The organism is Hydrotalea sp., assembly GCF_049968455.1.
GTDB lineage: Bacteria > Bacteroidota > Bacteroidia > Chitinophagales > Chitinophagaceae > Hydrotalea.
Genome location: NZ_JBMFQT010000004.1, coordinates 105,563 through 126,251 on the forward strand (window position 1 = coordinate 105,563; position 20,689 = coordinate 126,251).

At 35.6% G+C, this 20,689-nt stretch carries 16 protein-coding genes; 11 read left to right on the forward strand and 5 right to left on the reverse strand.

Annotated features, from left to right (window positions below; all coding sequences use genetic code 11):
• Positions 1 to 694 (reverse strand): ferrochelatase (gene hemH, locus ACP5P5_RS04065; protein ID WP_428284834.1); only part of this gene is annotated, 694 nt, incomplete at its 3' end.
• A gap of 256 nt (positions 695 to 950) precedes the next feature.
• On the opposite strand from hemH, the gene hemA reads away from it, so the two are divergent.
• The 8 genes from hemA to hemL are packed head-to-tail and all read left to right on the forward strand — an operon-like array spanning position 951 to position 8,456.
• Complete coding sequence (gene hemA, locus ACP5P5_RS04070) at positions 951 to 2,171, forward strand: glutamyl-tRNA reductase (protein ID WP_428284835.1); 1,221 nt, start codon at positions 951 to 953, stop codon at positions 2,169 to 2,171.
• A gap of 13 nt (positions 2,172 to 2,184) precedes the next feature.
• Complete coding sequence (hemC, locus tag ACP5P5_RS04075) at positions 2,185 to 3,102, forward strand: hydroxymethylbilane synthase (RefSeq protein ID WP_428284836.1); 918 nt, start codon at positions 2,185 to 2,187, stop codon at positions 3,100 to 3,102.
• A complete protein-coding gene (locus ACP5P5_RS04080; protein WP_428284837.1) occupies positions 3,092 to 3,811 on the forward strand; it encodes a uroporphyrinogen-III synthase in 720 nt (239 codons plus the stop codon). Before hemC ends, ACP5P5_RS04080 begins: the two co-directional genes overlap by 11 nt.
• Positions 3,808 to 4,842 (forward strand): uroporphyrinogen decarboxylase, encoded by a 1,035-nt coding sequence (gene hemE, locus ACP5P5_RS04085; protein ID WP_428284838.1) that lies wholly within the window; start codon positions 3,808 to 3,810, stop codon positions 4,840 to 4,842. The genes ACP5P5_RS04080 and hemE overlap by 4 nt, the downstream gene beginning before the upstream one ends.
• A gap of 17 nt (positions 4,843 to 4,859) precedes the next feature.
• A complete protein-coding gene (gene hemF, locus ACP5P5_RS04090) occupies positions 4,860 to 5,849 on the forward strand; it encodes an oxygen-dependent coproporphyrinogen oxidase (protein WP_428284839.1) in 990 nt (329 codons plus the stop codon).
• 18 nt (positions 5,850 to 5,867) lie between these two features.
• Positions 5,868 to 6,845: a porphobilinogen synthase gene (hemB, locus tag ACP5P5_RS04095; RefSeq protein ID WP_428284840.1), complete on the forward strand. Its 978-nt coding sequence runs from the start codon at positions 5,868 to 5,870 to the stop codon at positions 6,843 to 6,845.
• 11 nt (positions 6,846 to 6,856) lie between these two features.
• Positions 6,857 to 7,156 carry a YciI family protein gene (locus tag ACP5P5_RS04100; protein ID WP_428284841.1) on the forward strand — a complete coding sequence of 100 codons (300 nt, stop codon included), beginning with the start codon at positions 6,857 to 6,859 and terminating at the stop codon, positions 7,154 to 7,156.
• A 10-nt stretch (positions 7,157 to 7,166) separates the two neighbouring features.
• Entirely contained in the window at positions 7,167 to 8,456 is a 1,290-nt protein-coding gene (gene hemL, locus ACP5P5_RS04105) for a glutamate-1-semialdehyde 2,1-aminomutase (RefSeq protein ID WP_428284842.1), read from the forward strand.
• Positions 8,457 to 8,535: 79 nt separating this feature from the next.
• On the opposite strand, the gene ACP5P5_RS04110 is transcribed toward hemL, so the two are convergent.
• Positions 8,536 to 9,459 (reverse strand): helix-turn-helix domain-containing protein, encoded by a 924-nt coding sequence (locus ACP5P5_RS04110; protein WP_428284843.1) that lies wholly within the window; start codon positions 9,457 to 9,459, stop codon positions 8,536 to 8,538.
• Positions 9,460 to 9,683: 224 nt separating this feature from the next.
• Here ACP5P5_RS04110 and gyrB point away from each other — a divergent pair, with 224 nt between their 5' ends.
• Both gyrB and ACP5P5_RS04120 read left to right on the forward strand, forming a co-directional pair.
• A complete protein-coding gene (gene gyrB, locus ACP5P5_RS04115) occupies positions 9,684 to 11,663 on the forward strand; it encodes a DNA topoisomerase (ATP-hydrolyzing) subunit B (protein WP_428284844.1) in 1,980 nt (659 codons plus the stop codon).
• A 124-nt stretch (positions 11,664 to 11,787) separates the two neighbouring features.
• Positions 11,788 to 11,994 (forward strand): hypothetical protein, encoded by a 207-nt coding sequence (locus ACP5P5_RS04120; protein WP_428284845.1) that lies wholly within the window; start codon positions 11,788 to 11,790, stop codon positions 11,992 to 11,994.
• 67 nt (positions 11,995 to 12,061) lie between these two features.
• On the opposite strand, the gene ACP5P5_RS04125 is transcribed toward ACP5P5_RS04120, so the two are convergent.
• The 3 genes from ACP5P5_RS04125 to ACP5P5_RS04135 form a co-directional block, all read right to left on the reverse strand.
• Entirely contained in the window at positions 12,062 to 12,733 is a 672-nt protein-coding gene (locus tag ACP5P5_RS04125; RefSeq protein ID WP_428284846.1) for a hypothetical protein, read from the reverse strand.
• Between the two features lie 128 nt (positions 12,734 to 12,861).
• Positions 12,862 to 16,272, reverse strand: coding sequence for a transcription-repair coupling factor (mfd, locus tag ACP5P5_RS04130; RefSeq protein WP_428284847.1), 3,411 nt, complete (start codon positions 16,270 to 16,272; stop codon positions 12,862 to 12,864).
• 63 nt (positions 16,273 to 16,335) lie between these two features.
• A complete protein-coding gene (locus ACP5P5_RS04135) occupies positions 16,336 to 16,803 on the reverse strand; it encodes a hypothetical protein (RefSeq protein ID WP_428284848.1) in 468 nt (155 codons plus the stop codon).
• Between the two features lie 67 nt (positions 16,804 to 16,870).
• Here ACP5P5_RS04135 and ACP5P5_RS04140 point away from each other — a divergent pair, with 67 nt between their 5' ends.
• A complete protein-coding gene (locus tag ACP5P5_RS04140; protein WP_428284849.1) occupies positions 16,871 to 20,629 on the forward strand; it encodes a S8 family serine peptidase in 3,759 nt (1,252 codons plus the stop codon).
• The last annotated feature ends 60 nt before the right edge of the window (positions 20,630 to 20,689 follow it).

Genomic DNA, 20,689 nt, shown 5'->3' on the forward strand with positions numbered 1-20,689 from the left:
CCTGATGCCGATAGCAGGTTTTATGTGCTTCAGAAGGGACATTACAACAATTATCTACTTTCAGGCAATGGCATCCCGTTGTATCGCTTTTACGAATATGTCTTTCCGGAACACCATGATAGCTAAAAAGTATATGATCATAGTCTAATTGTAAATAGGGTTGAATGCTGGAAGCTAATGCATGAATGTATTCGGGATGATTATAATAAGGTTGAATAGTTTGTAATTGAAATGTATAGCCATTTTTCCGATGTACTTCCTTCATATATTCTACAGCAGTTTCATAACTACTCATGGCGTAATGCGGGTATAAAGGAAATAAAAGTACCTCTTCAATATCGGGGCTTTGTTGCAACAAAGCCTGATATGCCGCTTCGGGTGTTGGATTCCCGTAACGCATGGCAATGGTTACCGGCACATGTACAGTTTGTTGAACAGCCTGTTGTAATTGATGGGTTAAAACAATGAGTGGTGAGCCTTCTTTAGTCCAAATAGTTTTATAAGCCTCAGCCGACTTGGGTGCACGAAAAGGAACTATAATTCCGTTAATTAATAAAAATCGAGATAAATAGGGCATATCAATCACCCTTTCATCCATTAAAAATTCTTTCAAATATTTCTTAACATCGCTTACTGAAGTTGAATCGGGCGAACCCAAATTCATTAATATAACACCTCTTTTTTTTGCTTTCATACTATTTTAATATTGGCAAATGTATTATTTCAAAAATTGTTTTCAACTATAGAACCCAATAACATTTAGGGCAATCAACAAAACATTTTTTATTTGGTTTGAAAAAACCTTAAAAAGGGGCAGTAAAACCTGAAATGAGGAAAGAAACAAGTAAAATGACAATTAAATGACAAAGACATGACTTAAGTCATACATTTCTGCCATCTATCCGAGATACTTTTGCGTAAGTAATTAGACCAATATTTAAGAATAACAGATGATGAATCTTTCCAACTTTTTTGCAATAGGCATTAACTACAAAAAAAATGATGCTTCCGTTAGAGGGCAGTTTGCCATTAGCTCAGAACAATATGCCGCTATTTTGCAAAAAGCAGTTGATTACGCTATAAAAGAACTGGTAATTTTAAGCACTTGCAATCGTACAGAAATTTACGGCATAGCTCAACAACCGACAGACTTAATTCATTTGCTATGTAGTGAAACCATTGGTAGTGAAGAGCTTTTTATGGAACGCTGCTACATTAAGCAAGGCGAAGAAGCTATTCACCATATTTTCACAGTTAGCGCCGGGTTAGACTCTCAAATTTTAGGTGACTATGAAATTGTTGGCCAAATGAAACTTGCAGTAAAATTTGCCAAAGAAAAAGGCTTTGTAGGCTCATTTTTAGAAAGACTTTTTAATACAGTATTACAATCATCCAAAACCATCAAAAATCAAACGGCATTAAGTGGTGGAACTGTATCGGTTTCATTTGCTGCTATACAATATTTAAAAGAACATTTAACGGATATTCCCAATAAAAATATTTTGTTGATTGGTACAGGAAAAATTGGCAAAAACACTTGTAAAAATTTAATTGATTATTTAAATACCACTAATATTACACTCATTAATCGTACCAATGAAAAAGCAGTTGAGTTGGCAAATGAGTTAGGCATTGGTACTGCCAATTTCCATCACCTCCCTACTCTAGTAAACAACGCCGATGTTATTATTGTTGCTACCAATTCAGAAACTCCCATTCTTTTTAAAGAAAACTTTGAACAATCCGGTAAAAAAATTCTGATTGACTTATCTATCCCAAACAATATTGATCCTAATACTGCACAGTTACCGCATATAGCATTAGTAAATGTTGATGATCTTGCTAAAATTAATGATGCAACTTTACAAATGCGCAAAGCAGAAATACCCAAAGCACTTACTATAATTCAAGAATTTGAAGCAGAGTTTACAGAATGGTTAGATAGTAGAAAATTTGTACCCGTAATTAAAGCCGTTAAAAAGAAACTAGAAGACATGAATAACTGCGAAATGTTTCATGCAGTGTATGCAACAAAACAACACCAAACTACCACAGATGAAGCATTACAAAAAGCAGTAAAGAATATGGCAGTAAAATTGCGCACCCAGTATCAACCGGGTTGTAATTTTATAGAAGCCATCAACGATTTTATTACCATTAGCAGTAATTGATTTTATTAATATCATGGCAATTATTAAAATTGGAACCAGAGAAAGCCAATTAGCTGTATGGCAGGCCACACTGGTTCAAACAATATTAGCACAACACCAAGTTAAAAGTGAATTACATTATATTAAAAGCGATGGAGACATTGATTTAATTACACCACTATATGCACTTGGCGTACAAGGTGTTTTTACAAAAACTTTAGATGCAGCACTATTAAGTAAAAAAATTGACATTGCTGTTCACTCAATGAAAGATGTACCTACGCAATTAGCGAAAGGTATTGTACAAGCTGCCGTATTACCACGTGCCTCTTTTAATGACATACTAGTTTATAAAAATGATACAAATTTTTTAGAAAACACACAATTACCGGCAGTTATAGCCACCAGTAGTATTCGCCGAAAAGCACAATGGCTACACCGTTACCCTAACCATACCATAGAAAATTTAAGAGGCAATGTAAATACACGTTTACAGAAAGTAGCTAATAGCCAATGGCATGGAGCCATATTTGCGGCTGCCGGCTTGGAAAGAATATATTTAAGACCGGAAAAATCTATAGACTTAACTTGGATGCTACCTGCACCGGCTCAAGGAGCAATTATGGTTGTTTGCCGAGAAGAAGATATAGCAACCTATCAAATGATTAATGCAATTAATGATGTTCCTACTGAACTTTGCACAAAAATTGAACGCGATTTTTTACAAGCATTAATGGGCGGATGTTCAACACCTATTAGTGCTTTAGCAACATGCACAGACAAGGAAGTGATTTTTAAAGGGAATATTACCGCTACTGATGGTAAACTTCAATACAATATTGAAAAACGAGCCGCTATTAATTTGGCAAAAAATTTAGGATTTGAGGCTGCCAATGAATTATTATTAACCGATGCTAAAATGTTGATAGAATCTATTAAAAATGCAAAATAATAATACGATACAGGTTTTATGTACCCGGCCATTAGACTCACTTTTGGTTACGAATGCATTTAACAGAGGTATAAGCATTGATACTATACCTTTTATTGAAACCATTCCCTTAGCCGATGAGGACATTTCAAATACCATTAACGACCTGGCACAAAAAAAAATTACGGCCATTTTTACTAGCATGAATGCAGTTGATGCAGTTACGGCTCGCTTAAATCATGTGCCCAAATGGGATATCTTTTGTTTAGGTGGAGTTACAAAAGAGAAAGTGTTACAATTTTTTGGCGAAAAACATTTTAAAGCAAGTGCAAAAAGTGCAGGATTACTGGCAGAAAAAATTATTGAACACAAACCAGAAAATCAGCTAGTATTTTTTTGTGGCGATCAACGCATGGATGAACTGCCTGAAACCTTAGCCGTTAATGGCTTTCCAACGCAACAAGTGGTTGTATATAAAACCATTCAAACACCGGGTGAAACCTCAAAAAATTACCAAGGCATTGTATTTTTTAGCCCCAGTGCAGTACATAGTTTCTTCTCCGTAAATACCATACCGCTATCAACTGTTTTATTTGCTATTGGAAAAACTACCGCTGCCACCATTCAAACCTATGTTCAAAATAAAATTATTACCAGCGAATGGCCCGGTAAAGAACAAATGATTGATGTGGTACTAAACTATTTTAAACCTATTAACATTAATGCATGAGTGTAATAAAAAACGATTTAATATTAAGAACATTACGTGGTGAAAAAACTGAAAGAGTGCCTGTTTGGATGATGCGACAAGCGGGTAGATATTTACCTGAATACATGGAATTGCGGAGAAAGTACGGTTTTTTTGAACGTTGCCAAACACCTGAATTAGCTTGTGAAATTACTTTACAACCTGTTGATATTATTGGCGTTGATGCGGCTATTTTATTCTCAGATATTTTAGTTGTACCCCAAGCAATGGGGCTTGAAGTACAATTAATTGAAAGCAAAGGACCTATATTACCCAACCCCATTCAAACAAGTAATGATTTACAACGCATACATACACCCGATGTACATGAATCATTAGGCTATGTATTTAAAGCCATTCATTTAATTAAGCAAGAATTAAATGGACGAGTACCCTTAATAGGTTTTGCCGGAGCACCTTGGACATTGTTGTGCTATATGGTACAAGGTAAAGGTTCAAAAACATTTGATGAAGCTAAAGCCTTTTGTTATCAACAACCACAACTGGCACACCAACTTTTACAAATGATTACCAATACTACTATTGCCTACTTACATCAACAAGTTGCTTCCGGTGCTGATACGGTTCAAGTGTTTGATAGTTGGGGCGGACTATTAAGTAAAGCTGATTTCGAAACATACTCATTGCCCTATTTAGAACAAATTGTAAAAGCCATACAACCCATTGCACCCGTTATTCTGTTTGCAAAAGGAGCATGGTATAGCCTAACTGAAATGGCAAACACCGGTGCTGCAGCTTTGGGTATTGATTGGTGTACGCCTCCCAATATAGCACGGCAATTGGCCGGAGAAAAAATTACCCTTCAAGGCAATTTCGATCCCGCAAAACTATTATCACCGATTTCTGAAATAAAAAAAGAAGTGAAGAATATGCTTCAAGCATTTGGTGGCCAACACCATATTGCCAATTTAGGACATGGCATTTTACCGAATGTACCGGTTGACCATGCCAAAGCTTTTGTTGATACCGTAAAAGAATGGCAACCTAATTAATGTTTAATGTTTTGCACATGAGTAGCAATAACAATTTTAAAAATGAGTGGATTGATTTTATTCACAATTTGCAAGACACTATTTGCCGTGCATTAGAGTTAGCTGATGGTAAAGCTAAATTTATGCAAGATGAGTGGCTGCGCAAACCCGATGGAACAGGCGGTGGTGGAAAAACAAGAGTAATTGCCAATGGAAATGTGTTTGAAAAAGGTGGTGTAAATACTTCAGTAGTATATGGTAATATAACCGATGCTATGCGCAATCAATTACAAATGGATGGCGATGAATGGTTTGCTTGCGGCTTAAGTTTGGTTATTCATCCTTACAATCCATTTGTTCCTACAATACATTGTAATTATCGCTATTTTGAATTATATAAAAACAACAACGTAGTTGATAGATGGTTTGGAGGAGGTACAGATCTTACTCCTTATTATTTATTTCCGGAGGATTCTATTCATTTTCATCAAACTCACAAAACAGCTTGCGATCGGTTTGATGCTTCCTTTTATCAATCCTTCAAAATAAATTGCGATAACTATTTTGTAAACACACATCGGCAAAATGAGCGGAGGGGCATTGGCGGAATTTTTTATGACCACCAACGCCCTACTGAAGAAAAAAATGAACAATTTTGGTTAAACTTTGCCAAAGCTTGTGGTGAAGCCTTTATAAAAGCGTACATACCAATAGTAGAAAAAAGAAAAAACACCTACTTTTCTCTTGAACATAAGTATTGGCAAGAAATAAGACGTGGTCGCTATGTTGAATTTAATTTATTACATGACCGCGGCACCATATTTGGATTAAAAACCAACGGAAGAACTGAAAGCATTTTAATGAGCCTGCCGCCTACCGTTAGGTTCGATTACAACTACCAACCACAACCCAATTCTGCCGAAGCAAATTTATTAGCGGTATGCTTACAGCCAATAGATTGGCTAAGTATACAACAACCCACTTCCGTTAGTGAAGAAAAATGGGCAAAAAAAACGAACCAATGTTAACCATTTAAATACGATTTTATGTATTTACAAAAACGAAATAGAATTTTACGGAAATCGGCTGCTATTAGAAGTTTGGTAGCTGAAAGCATTTTAACACCCAATGATTTTATTGCCCCCTTATTTATACAAGAAGGCCACAATGAAAAAAACCACATTCCTTCCATGCCCGGGTATTTTAGAAATAGTCTCGATATTACCGTTAATGAGGTAAAAGAACTCTATAATCTAGGCATTAAAAGCGTACTGCTTTTTGTGAAAGCATTAGATGAAACAAAGGATAATGAAGGTAAAGAAGCATGGAATCCAAATGGGCTAATGCAAAGAAGCATAAAAGCCATAAAAGAAGCTGTACCGGAAATGTTTGTAATGACAGATGTTGCTCTCGATCCTTATTCCATTTATGGCCATGATGGCATTGTTAAAGATGGAGAAATTGTAAACGATGAAACGGTTGATGCATTAATTAAAATGAGTGTAAGCCATGCAGCAGCCGGAGCAGATATGGTTGCCCCAAGCGATATGATGGATGGAAGAATAGGTGCAATAAGAGAAGCATTAGAAGAAAGCGGTTTTACCAAAACAGGCATCATGAGCTATAGTGCTAAATACGCTTCCTGTTTTTATGGACCATTTAGAGATGCATTAGACAGTGCTCCCGGATTTGGTGATAAAAAAACCTATCAAATGAATTATGCCAACCGAATAGAAGCAATTAATGAAACACTACAAGATGTTGAAGAAGGAGCAGATATCGTAATGGTTAAACCTGCTATGGCTTATTTAGACATAATTCGAGAAGTAAAAAATGCAGTAACAATTCCTGTGAGTGCTTATCATGTAAGTGGTGAATATGCCATGATTAAAGCTGCAGCAGAACGTGGTTGGCTTGACGAAAATAAGGCTATTATCGAAAGTTTAACTTCTATAAAACGTTCCGGAGCCGATTTAATTGCTACTTATTTTGCTAAACAAGCAGTTTTATTATTAAATCAATAATTCTTAAAGCCATGTTTATCATTAATATTACCTACAAAGCACCCGTACAAGAAATTGACCAACACATGGAAGCACATGTGGCATTTTTGGAAAGGTATTATCAATTAGGAAAATTCATTGCTTCAGGAAGAAAAGAGCCAAGAACCGGCGGAATTATTTTGGCAATAGCTGAAAGTAAAAAAGAAATAGAAACCATTATGGCAGAAGACCCTTTCTTTACCAACAACTTGTCGGAATTCAGTATTATTGAATTTAAACCTACCAAAGCCGTGAAAGCTTTTACTGCAATGTTAGATAACTACCACTCATAAATTTTATCATATGCATATTAAGAATAGTGAGCAATTATTTCAACGGGCACAAAAAAGTATTCCGGGTGGTGTAAACTCACCGGTTCGTGCATTTAAAAGTGTGGGCGGTAATCCCATTTTCATTCAAAAAGCCAAAGGGGCATATTTGTATGATGAGGATGAAAATGCCTACATAGATTACATTGCTTCATGGGGACCCATGATTCTTGGACATGCCTACGAACCGGTAATAAAAGCTATTCAGGAGAAAGCTGTTTTTTCAACTTCATTCGGTGCACCTACACAACTTGAAATTGAAATGGCAGAATTAATTATCAGCATGGCACCTAATGTTGATTTAATAAGAATGGTTAGCAGTGGAACCGAAGCTTGTATGAGTGCTTTACGATTAGCGAGGGGTTATACAGGCAAAAATAAATTTATTAAATTTGAAGGTTGCTATCATGGGCATGCCGATGCATTTTTAGTAAAAGCAGGTAGTGGTGTAGCCACTTTTAACATTCAAACTGTGCCCGGTATACCTGCAGCAGTAAGTGATGACACATTAACTTGCGCTTACAACGATTTAAATGCTGTTGAAAAAATAGTAGCCGATTATCCAAATGAAATTGCAGCTATCATAGTTGAACCAGTTGCCGGAAATATGGGTTGCATTTTACCGGAACAAGGATTTTTAGAAGGTTTAAGAAAAATTTGTACACAGCATAACATTGTGTTAATTTTTGATGAGGTAATGACCGGTTTTAGGTTAGCTGCCGGCGGTGCCCAACAACGTTTATCTATTGACGCAGATTTGATTACCTATGGTAAAGCAATTGGCGCAGGTATGCCGGTGGGGGCATTTGGTGGTAAAAAAGAAATAATGCAACATATAGCTCCCTTAGGCAATGTTTATCAGGCTGGCACTTTAAGCGGTAATCCAATTGCAATGATTGCAGGCTATACTCTATTAAATGAATTAAAAAACAATCCTAGCATTTATAAAGAACTAGATGATAAGACTGCTTATTTGCACAAAGGATTGGATGAAGTATTTGCAGCATCAAAGACCCCATATACCATTAACCGATTAGGTTCCATGATTAGTGTTCATTTTAGCAATAAACCTGTAACTAATTTTGAAACTGCTGCTGCTGCCAATAACGATTTATTTAAAAAATATTTTCATGCCATGTTGAAGCGTGGTATTTATTTACCCCCTTCGCCATTTGAAAGTTGGTTTTTGAATAATGCACTTACCTATGCCGATTTAGACAAAACAATAGCAGCAAGTAAAGAAAGTTTGCAAGAGATTTTATAGAGCATTTAAATACTACAACGAAAAGGCAACTACGTTAGTGTTAGTTGCCTTTTTATTAAGTTACAAAATATTTTAGGGATTATTTCAACAAATCGCAAGGTTTTAAGCCGGTATGTTTTTTAAATGCCGCAGAAAAATGCGATATGGAAGAATATCCCAACAATGCTGAAACGTCGGTAACACTCAAGCCTTTTTCATACAACAAATATTTAGCATGTTCCATACGCTGTTGTTGGTAAAAATCAAAAATAGTTGTACCAAACACTTCTTTAAAACCTTTTTTCAAGTAGCACTCATTCATAGCTACTTTTCTACTTAATTCTTTAATAGTAATGGGTTCTCCAATGTGTTGCAACAATAAATCACGGGCTTTATAAATTTGTTCTTTGCCTCTATCATCTGCTAAAAATTTACAAACAAAGCCTTCCTCTTTTTCTTCTACCAAACAATCTAAACTAAATAACAACAACTCATGAATCTTTGCATTCGCAAAAATATTTTCCAAAACGCCACTATAAGAATGGTTTAATAAGCTGTTTAAAATGCTACGCTTCTTCGGACAAATTGGGAATACTTTAGTAAATGGATGTGGATGTTTAAATGCCAATACCTCATCTTTTCTACTACTTAATTTCACATTATGTGTAAATTGATGCAAGAATGTAGCGGAAAAATGAAAATTAAACACATCAAGCGTATGAATATTTCCATCACAATTTTCGGTAGGTAACTGTTGACAATTGGCGCAGCTTTTTTCAGAACAGTAACGGTTACCAACGGTACAGAAACGCAATTCTAAGTATTGTTTTTCCGGACTGGAAGCATCATAATGGTAAATCAACATACCAGTATCTTCAGTAGTTAAATTTTGCTCTGCATTGTATCTTCGAATAATATATTGAATAGAATCCGGAATATGCTGCGATTTCTGATACAGCAAATTCATACTAAGTTCAATGTCATTTTTGTGTGCTTCTTTCAAAATTTCTAATGCCTGTATCATATTAAGGCAAAATTAAGTTGAACTGCAAAAAATTAAGTCACAATACTGTAAAACAGAAAATTTCAAAATTGGCTGAAAAGCTGTTAAAATGGCACTTTTATGGCGTTAAAAAGTACCTGAAAATAGTGGATAAATACCTATAAAATATGCAATTTTAGGCATCAAATTCATTATCTTCGCCAATTATCGTATAGTTGAAAAAATATAAAAACTATTCATAATTTATGAGTGAAACACAACAAAGTTTAGCAGAAGCCCAAAATAAAAATTACGGAGCAGATAGTATTCAGGTATTAGAAGGATTAGAAGCTGTAAGAAAAAGACCGGCGATGTACATTGGTGATATCGGTATTAAAGGATTACACCACCTAGTTTATGAGGTTGTAGATAATTCAATTGACGAAGCTTTAGCCGGTTATTGTAAAAATATAGAAGTAACTATTCATGAAGATAATTCTATAAGCGTTAAAGATGATGGTCGTGGAATTCCTACAGCTATGCACAGCAAAGAAAAACGCAGCGCATTAGAGGTAGTAATGACTGTACTCCATGCCGGTGGCAAATTTGATAAAAATACTTATAAAGTATCGGGTGGTTTGCATGGTGTTGGTGTAAGTTGCGTAAATGCACTCAGTTCAAAATTAATTGTTACTGTTCAGCGCGAAGGAAAAATATTTGAACAGGAATACAAAATTGGTGTTCCTCAATATGCGGTAAGAGAAATTGGCGTGAGTGAGAAAACAGGCACTTCAATACACTTTTGGCCCGATACCACCATTTTTCAGGAAACAGTTTACAAACGTGAGATTTTAGAAGGCCGTTTACGCGAACTGGCTTTTTTGAATAAAAGAATTCACATAACATTAAATGATTTACGCGAAAAAAATGAGGATGGAACAACCTATAGTAAAACATTTTATAGTGAAGGGGGAATTGTTGAATTTGTGGAAATGTTAGATGAAATTGGCAAAAGAACCCCACTAATTACCAAAACGCTTTATTTTGAAGGACACGATGAAGCTACCAACATTGCCGTTGAAGTAGCTATGACCTATAACAATGATTTTAAAGAACACATCTTTTCGTATGTAAACAATATTAATACAATTGAAGGTGGTACACACGTTACCGGATTTAGGCAAGCACTTACCCGGGTATTTAAAAGCTATGGAGATAAAGAAGGATTGTTTGAAAAAGCGAAAGTTGAAGTTGAAGGCGATGATTTTAGAGAAGGTTTAAGTGCTATTATTTCTGTTAAAATTCCTGAACCACAATTTGAAGGTCAAACTAAAACAAAACTGGGTAATACAGAGGCATCAGGTATTGTACAAACAACTGTTTCAAAAGCATTACAAGCTTATTTAGAAGAAAATCCTAAGGAGGCCAAAAACGTTATTTCAAAAATAATTTTAGCAGCGCAAGCTCGTGTTGCAGCTAAAAAGGCACGAGATTTGGTTCAGCGAAAAACTGTTTTGAGTGGTGGTGGTCTTCCTGGAAAATTAGCAGATTGTTCAGAAAGAGATGCAGAAAAGTGTGAACTGTTTTTGGTTGAGGGAGATTCGGCCGGAGGAACTGCTAAACAAGGCCGCGATAGAAGTTACCAGGCTATTTTACCATTAAGGGGTAAAATTTTAAACGTTGAAAAAGCCATGGAACACAAAATTTATGAAAATGAAGAGATAAGAAATATGTACACGGCTTTAGGTGTTACTGTAGGTACTCCAGATGATCCGAAACAATTAAACTTATCAAAATTGCGGTATCATAAATTAATTATCATGACCGATGCCGACGTGGATGGTTCGCACATTGCTACCCTTATTTTAACTTTTGTGTACCGTTATATGAAGGAATTGGTAGAACATGGTTATGTTTATATTGCACAACCGCCTTTATACCTTGTTAAAAAAGGAAAAGAACAAGCTTATGCTTATACAGAAGAACAACGTAAAGCATTGATTGAAAAATTAGGAGCCGGCAAAGAAGATAGTGTTACCATTCAACGTTACAAAGGTTTAGGTGAAATGAATGCAGAACAACTTTGGGAAACTACGATGGACCCCAGTCGCCGTACATTAAAAAAAGTAACGATTGAAAGTGCAGCAGAGGCTGATAGGATATTTAGCATGTTAATGGGCGATGAAGTAGCTCCAAGAAGAGAATTTATTGAAACACATGCCCGTTATGCTCGTATTGATGCATAACAATAAATACCAAATTTTAAACTATATTGCAAACAAGTAGCAATACAGAATAGATTGTTACTTGTAATAATGAAAAAAAATTATTCATTCATTCTCGTAACAGAGAATACAAAACCACAAAACAATGGACACATCAAAAATGATTAAAGCATATTGCTTAAAAACAAAAGAAAAAAATGTACCTATGCATGATGCTGTTATTACTAAAACTGCCAAAGGTGGTTATATGGCCAGTGGTAACGATGGTAAAGGCAACAAAATGGCTGCTATTTTAAGCGAAGCAAAGGCTTTACAAGCCATAGCTGATGGCGTAGCCAAAAAAGGATTTTAATTAGTAATTTAAATTTTACAATAGAGCAGCCTTTTAAATAAAAGGCTGCTTTTTTAACCTTTCAAAACTAAAACGGAAAACGTTTGCCCATTTTACGGGTAATTTTAAACATAACATCAGTTCCAGAAACATACCAATTGGTAGGCTTTTGATAACTTGCAGACCATAAAGTTTCTCCTCCTTTCACTAACACACAATTCGCATATACATCGGCAGTTTTGTTGCTAACACTTGCTCCAACTACAGGATCCATGCTAGTACCCCAAAAAATAATATTACGTACTGCGCCTATACCCATAGAAGCTAAATCGCTCATAATTCTATTACTAGTTACATTCATTTTAATTACAGCATCAACACCCAGTATTTTGCACAATACATCCGGATCAGCATTAAATGCAGCCTTAGCAGAAATTCCCGCACTGCTTAATAATCCATTCGTTTTATCAGGACTTTGTATTTGTGCTTCAGCAATTTTCTTTCTAGGTCGGCTATAGCGCTGCAAATTAGCCAACAAAATTTGCTGATATGTGTAACCGGTTTTTACTGCAGCAGAATCTAATTGCGCTTGTGTTACATTTCGCGGCATATTGCCAGTATATTGAACAAGTACAGGTAATATGGCCATTGTTTTAATTTTTGCATTTACTGCATTGGCACTTAAAACAGGCTTATTAGTACTACAGCTTATACAAAACAATAAGAGTAAAGCACTAAGCAGGGTAAATTTCATTTTCATACAGAATTAATTTTTTTGTAAAAATGAAGAAGCCTATTGAAATGCGAAGCAGTTAAAAGAATGAATGGGAGCTTTTATATATAAATGGAGTTAATAAAATGATAATGCAATACTTAATTGGTATGCAATTACAAAGCAGAAGCATTAACAGTAGCAGCTTGCATTTTTTGTAGAAACTGAAGCATGGCCTGCATGGAAAGCATATCATCAACTACCAGTAAAAAGTTTTTACCTGCTTGTTTTAATTTGGCTTTATTAGTGGCAGTTTGTATGTAGGTTAAAATATTTTTAAATAAATCAGATTCAAAATATGGTGAATCGGGTTTGTTAATAAAATAACAACGAAGCACATTTTCTTTTAAAGTCATTTTTTCGAAACCCAAGGCAACACCTGCCCAACGGGCTCTAACCATATCAAACAAATCAACAACCGGTGATGGTAAAGGTCCAAAGCGGTCTTCCATTTCTTGTTTAAAGGTGGTTAATTCTGTTTCGTTTTCACAATTATCCAGACGAGTATATAATGAAAGGCGTTCAGTAATATTAGCAACATAATCATCAGGAATTAGAATTTCTAAATCTGTATCAATGGTACAGTCGCTTACAAAATCATCTTGTTGTGAAATCTCTTCCTGAAATAATTCTTTGAAACTGCTGCGTTTTAATTCACGCATAGCTTCATCTAAAATTTTCTGATACATTTCAAAACCAATTTCGGCCATAAAGCCGCTTTGCTCTCCGCCCAACATATTACCTGCACCGCGAATATCTAAATCGCGCATAGCAATTTGAAAGCCACTGCCTAAATCGCTGAATTGTTCTAAGGTTTGTAATCGTTTACGCGAATCGTTGGGTAATGTAGCCATAGGTGGTGCTAACAAATAACAAAAAGCCTTTTTATTACTTCTACCTACACGTCCGCGCAATTGGTGTAAATCACTTAACCCAAAATGATGTGCATTATTAACGATGATGGTATTGACGTTAGGAATATCTACCCCGCTTTCTACTATGTTGGTACAAACTAAAACATCATATTTCTTATTAATAAAATCTAATATTCGTTTTTCTAGTTCATGGCCTTCTAATTGGCCATGTGCATATCCAATACTTAAGTCGGGACAAGATGCCTGTATCAATGCCGCCATTTCTGCTAAGCCTTGTACACGATTATGTATAAAAAATACCTGGCCGCCACGCTCGGTTTCAAAATATATTGCATCGCGAATAAAATCTTCATTAAACACGTGCACTTCCGTTTGAATAGGTTGCCGATTAGGTGGTGGTGTATTAATGATACTTAAATCTCTTGCCCCCATTAATGAAAATTGCAGTGTACGTGGAATTGGGGTTGCCGTTAATGTTAAGCAATCAACATTTGATTTTAGTGTTTTTAGTTTTTCTTTATGCCCTACGCCAAATTTTTGTTCTTCATCAATAATCATTAAACCCAATTCTTTAAACTTAACTTCTTTACTTAAAATAGCATGCGTACCAATTAATATATCTATTTTTCCTTCTGCAACACGTTGTAAAGTTTCTTTTTTTTCTTTCGTCGATTTGAATCGATTTACAAAATCGATAGTAACCGGAAAATCTTTTAAACGTTCTTTAAATGTTTTATAATGTTGGAAAGCCAAAATGGTAGTGGGCACTAACACTGCCACTTGTTTCCCATCCACACAGCATTTAAATGCTGCACGGATGGCAACTTCTGTTTTGCCAAAACCAACATCACCACAAATAAGCCTATCCATTGGGCTAGGGCTTTCCATATCTTTTTTAATATCAATGGTTGCTTTGCTTTGATCAGGAGTATCTTCGTAAATAAAGGAAGCTTCTAACTCCGTGTTCATATAATTATCAGGTGAAAACTGAAATCCCTGTCTGGCCTTACGTTCAGCGTACAAGCTAATTAAATCAAAAGCCAGTTCTTTTACCTTAGTTTTTGTTTTTTCTTTTAACTTATTCCAAACATCACTACCTAGTTTATTGATTTTAGGAATTGAGCCATCTTTCCCTGTAAATTTGGATATTTTGTGTAATGAGTTGATGTTTACATACAAAATATCATTGTCTTTGTAAATAATTCTAACCGCTTCCTGCCATTTACCATTTACTTCAATTTTTTGTAAACCACTGAAAGTACCAACACCATGATCGATATGTGTAACAAAATCGCCCGGTTGTAATTCGCGCAATGTTTTAATAGTAAGTGCTTTGCTTTTACTATATGCCTGTTTTATTTTGTATTTATGATAGCGCTGAAAAATTTGGTGATCAGTATAACAAACTACCTTTTGTTCGTGATCAATAAATCCTTTATGAATACTAATGGGTACAGGAATGAATTTTATTTCAGCAGACAAATCTGTAAAAATGCTATTTAAACGTTCTAACTGTTTGGCTTGATCGGAAAAAATGTAAATAGCATATCCGTTAGCTTCATAGTTACTTAAATTTTGCATTAACAGCGGAAACTGCCTGTTAAAAGAAGGTTGTTCTTCTGTTTGAAAAGTAATAGTTGTTTTTCCGAAATACGGCGCATAGCCAAATTCAATAATGTTATGTTGCTGAATTTGTCGTGTTATGGTAGTGGAAGGAGTAAAATCATTTAATCCAACCGATTTTAAAATTTTGGTTTCATCTTCATCAGATTCTAACAGCAAGGCATCATCGTAATTTTTTTCTAAAAACTGTCCCAGCTCTTCTTCTTGCACTTCCAGTTTATTCAAAACAATATCCCAATCGCTTAACCATATTAATGTATTGCTACTTAAAAAGTCAAACAATGAAATTTTTTCGCCTTCCCCAAAGTTGGTTTCGACATTTGGAATAATACTTACTTGCAATATTTTACGTTCACTTAATTGCGTTTCAGGATCAAAGATTCTAATACTATCAACTTCATTTCCAAACAATTCTATTCGATAAGGCTTTTCATTTCCGAAAGAATAAATATCTAAAATACCTCCGCGAAGCGCAAACTGACCAGGTTCATATACAAAATCGTTACGCACAAAACCAAAGCTTACCAGTGTTTCCATTAATGCATCTGGAGTAATGGTATCATTGGTTTTGATTAGGATGGTGTTTTTATTGAGAGTTTGTGATTGAATTACTTTTTCTGCTAAAGCTTCTGGATAGGTTACAATTATTTTTTTATTGCCTCCGGCAGATAAGCGTGTAAGCATTTCAGTACGAAGCATTACATGCGAAGTATTCAGCAGCTTAAAATTTTTTCGCAATTTGAATGAAGAAGGAAAATAAAATACATCTAATGCGTTAGTTAAACTTTCAATGGCATTATAAAAATATGCTGCATCTTCAGCATCACTCAAAACAATAAGATGGTTGTATTGATTGAATTGCGGATGTTGGTACAAGGCTGCAATGAAACATTCAGGACTACTTCCTTTTAATCCTGATAAATAGATCTTAGATTTCGGGGGGGTGGATTGGGCAAGAGAAATCTGTTCCACCAGTAATTTAGCCTGGGGGGTATTGATAAAACCATTCAATAGCACACATATGTTCATACAACAGGGTGCAAATTTACAATTAATTCAAGGGAATTTAAAAAAACAGTATGGTCCAATCAATTAATACACTGCATTATTACTAATTTGAATGGTAATTTGAGCTACTGAGTCTTTTTGCACATTTACAGGTTGAATATTATTCTTGTCATCATAAGCATTTGCATAAAACAATCCATTTACTTTAGTAAATAATGAATAATTACCCACAGGAAGCGTCTTATAAAAGTAACCCTCTTTATTACTAGTTACAGAATCAACAAATGAAGTAAAAATTTGTCGGTAAATAGGTGCCTCATCTACCCTTACCACCTGCGAAAGGTTAGTTATTTTATAAATGTATATGGTAGTTGAAATGGGCTTTGGGTGGGGCATTGGGGCATTGGGGGCAGGCATTTGATTACCGGAAATTAAAAAAACTTTTCCCGCAATACCTTGTTTAATATAATTTGTGGATATTGCTTTTTTTTGAAACAAACAGCTTGATAAAATAAAAAGTAGAGAAAATAACACAAAAAGATTTTTATACATAAAGCATTTTGAATGTTTAAAGTATCTAATTTAGTAAAATTAAGCTGTTCACATACAATACTGTACTATGTTTAAAAAATTACACCTTGCTTATTTTTTATTTTTAATGATGTGTAGTGGAAGTTTGTTAGCGCAAAATGTTCACTCCAATCAAGAATATCAAAAACTTTCAGAAGCCATACGCACAAAGGAAAATTCTAATTTTCAAAAAGCTTTGCAAATGGCAAAGCAGGAGGGATGGTTTATTAGACGGGTTACTCCTACCGGTCGTGTAATTTCATTAGCCGGGGTTGATGAAAAAGGTAATCCGTTATATTTAAGCACATTTAATAATACAACTGCTGCTGCAACCACCAATACTAATCAACTTTGGCCGGGAGGAACCTCTAATTTAAACCTTTCGGGTTCCTCGAATAACATAGTTGGTAAATTGGCTATGTGGGATGGAGGAACTCCTTTACCCAATCATGTGGAGTTAATTGGCAGAATTGTAAATCCAGATTCGGCAGCTGTTAGCGACCATGCCACACATGTGGCAGGTACATTAATTGCCACTGGTATTAACCCCATTGCAAAAGGGATGGCTTTCAATGCTCAAAAACTAATTGCGTACGATTATAATAATGACCAGTCAGAAATGATGGCCGCTTCACCCAACTTATTATTGTCCAACCACTCTTATGGATATTTAGCGGGCTGGAACTATGACGGTACTAACTGGAGTTGGTATGGTGATACAACTATCAGCACCAGTAAATCATATGGTTTTGGGTATTATGACCAAAGTGCGCAAATGTTCGACTCTATTGCCTACAATGCCCCTTATTACCTCATTAGTATGTCTGCAGGTAATTCCAGAAATTCAAATGGACCAGCCGTAGGTAGTAAGTACTTATATAATGGTAATAGTAACAAATCAATTTACAGAACTACTTCTATACCCAACAACCCCGATTATGGATCAATTGCTTATACACAAGATGCGAAAAACATTTTAGCAGTAGGTGCAGTAAATGGTATACCATTGGGCTATAATTATCCAAGTGATGTGGTAATGAGTAGTTTTAGCTCATGGGGGCCTACCAGTGATGGCCGAATTAAGCCGGATGTAGTAGCAGATGGTGTAAATGTTACTTCAAGTTGGAGTACCTCTACTACGGCGTACCAAACAGAAAGTGGTACTTCTATGGCAGCACCCAATGCTACAGGATCATTGTATCTGCTTCAGGAGTATTACAACAAATTGCATCCTAGTGGCTTCATGCGTTCAGCTACTTTAAAAGGCTTGGCAATTCACACTGCTAATCAAGCAGGAACAGCAGCCGGACCAAGCTATCAATTTGGATGGGGATTGTTGAATGTATTAAAAGCTTCATCCGTAATCACTTCCTCTTATAATCAACAATCAGATACAATTATTGAAAAAACCTTATCGAATACTGTACCTTATACCATGAATGTTGTTGCATCTGGAAAAGGCCCTTTGGTAGCAACATTAGCATGGTTAGATCCACCCATTACGCCATTATCAACCACTAATTCGGTGAATAATACAACACCTCGCTTGGTAAACGATTTAGATATGCGTATTTCCAATGGCGGCAACACTTATAAACCGTGGATCTTAAATCCCACTAATCCTAGTGCAGCTGCAACAAAGGGAGATAATTATTTAGATAATGTTGAAAAGATATCGGTTGATAGTGCTGTGCCAGGTCAAGTTTATACATTAACTATTACGAATAAAGGCAACTTACAACGAGGAACACAAGCATTTTCTTTAATTGTTAGTGGCATTGGTGGCACTGCTTACTGTGCATCAGGTGCAACTAACAATACCGGAACACGAATTGATAGCGTTTCATTTGCGGGCATTAACAACAAAAACACCACCACTAATACTACTTATAGCAACTTTACTAATTTAACAGGCAAAATACAACCCAACCAAACATTGCCATTTACCATTGTATTGAACAGTTCTGATGCTACCAATAATCCTAAAGTGGTGAAAGTTTATATTGATTATAATAACAATGGCAGCTTCTCCGATCCGGGTGATCAAGTTGGAGCAATTGTTGCAGCTGGCAATGGTACTTATACCATCAATATCACCACACCTGGCAACTTACCTTTAAACAACTTAACATTAATGCGTATAGTGGCTGTAGAAACCACAGATTCTTCTACTGTTACTTCTTGTGGAAATTATGGTTATGGCGAAACGCAAGATTATAGAATTCAGTTTATCGCTCCTTCTAACAACTTAACTTTAACTGGCATTATTTCACCAACTGCCGGAAACTGTGCTGCTAATAATCAATACCTTACTGTTCAAATTTTAAACAAGGGAACTATAAGTGCAAGTAATTTTACCTTAAATGCTACTGTAAGTAACGGTGGCAACGTAATTGCCAATTTAAGTGGATTATATACTTTAACGTTAGCAGCAGGAGCATCAGACACTTATGTTTTTCAAACACCTTTTACCACCGTTGCAGGTAACACCTATACTATTAGTGCTAAAGTAAATTATGTAGCGGATCAAGATACCACTGACAATACCAAAACATCCATTTTAGCTATTTCAAGTGCATCCACTGCACCCCAAGGTACAGCAACTATATGTGGTTCAAATACTGCTTACTTAAAAGCAAGCAATGTAAATAGTAATAGTACATATTTGTGGTTTAGTTCAGATACTGCCACCTCACCCATTGCTGTTGGATCGAATACTTCTACCACAACTATACCCAGTAATAATACCTATTATTTACAAACGGGCAGTAAAGCTACCATTGGACCCGCTAATAAAGCAGTATATGGAACAGGAGCATACAATGCATTTGCAGGAAATTATGTCACTTTCCATGCTTATACCCCCATTACCATTGAAACAGCGAAAATGTATATTGGTAACCCCGGTACAATACAAATTACATTGGCTTCAAATCTTACAGTTAGCAGTGATGGATCTAGCTATTCTTATATTCCTGTGCAAAGTGTAAGCTTTAATGTTGCCGCCACAAATCCCAATCCTCCAAGTACATTGCCCGGAAGTGATAACCCAGCTGATACTGGTGCTATATTTAATTTAAATTTACAAGTACCTGCAGCAGGCGATTATGCTTTAATAATGCAATGTAGCAACGGAGCAAGCATATTTAGAAATAGTGGTATTACCGGAACCATTTATCCATTGGGTTTGAACGGTTTATTTATGATTACCGGCAATAGTGTTCCAACAGCTTCTAATCCACAATCATATTATTACTTCTTTTACAACATAAGAGTAAGCACTCCTGATTGTATGAGTGCACGTACAGCCATTACTGCAACAAGTTTACCTACACCAACTATTACACAAGTAGGTGATAGCTTAGTGAGCAGTAGTAATACCGGTAATCAATGGTACTTTAACAATAATCCAATTAGTGGCGCAACGAATCGTTCTATTAAACCAACACAATCTGGTGGCTATGCAGTGATAGTAACCGATTCATCAGGTTGTCAACGTGGCTCCGCAACATTTAATTACGTGTTTACTGCTGTACAAAATGTTAATCCATCTGCCATTGGCTTACAGGTAAATCCTAACCCGGCCAATAGTAATTTTACTATTAGATTTACTATGAATACCGCAGGGCCACTAAATATTGCCTTATTTAATGATGTTGGTCAGTTAATGATGCAGGAACAATATAGCAACTTTAACGGCAGCTTTAACAAGCAATACAATTCAGCTGGTTATGCACCCGGAACCTATATTTTACAGGTAAAACAAAAAGATAAGGTATACAATCAAAAAATTCTAATTGTACATTAAAAAAACATTTAACCCCTCAACAATACAATACCCCGAACACTCGGGGTATTTTTTTAAAAA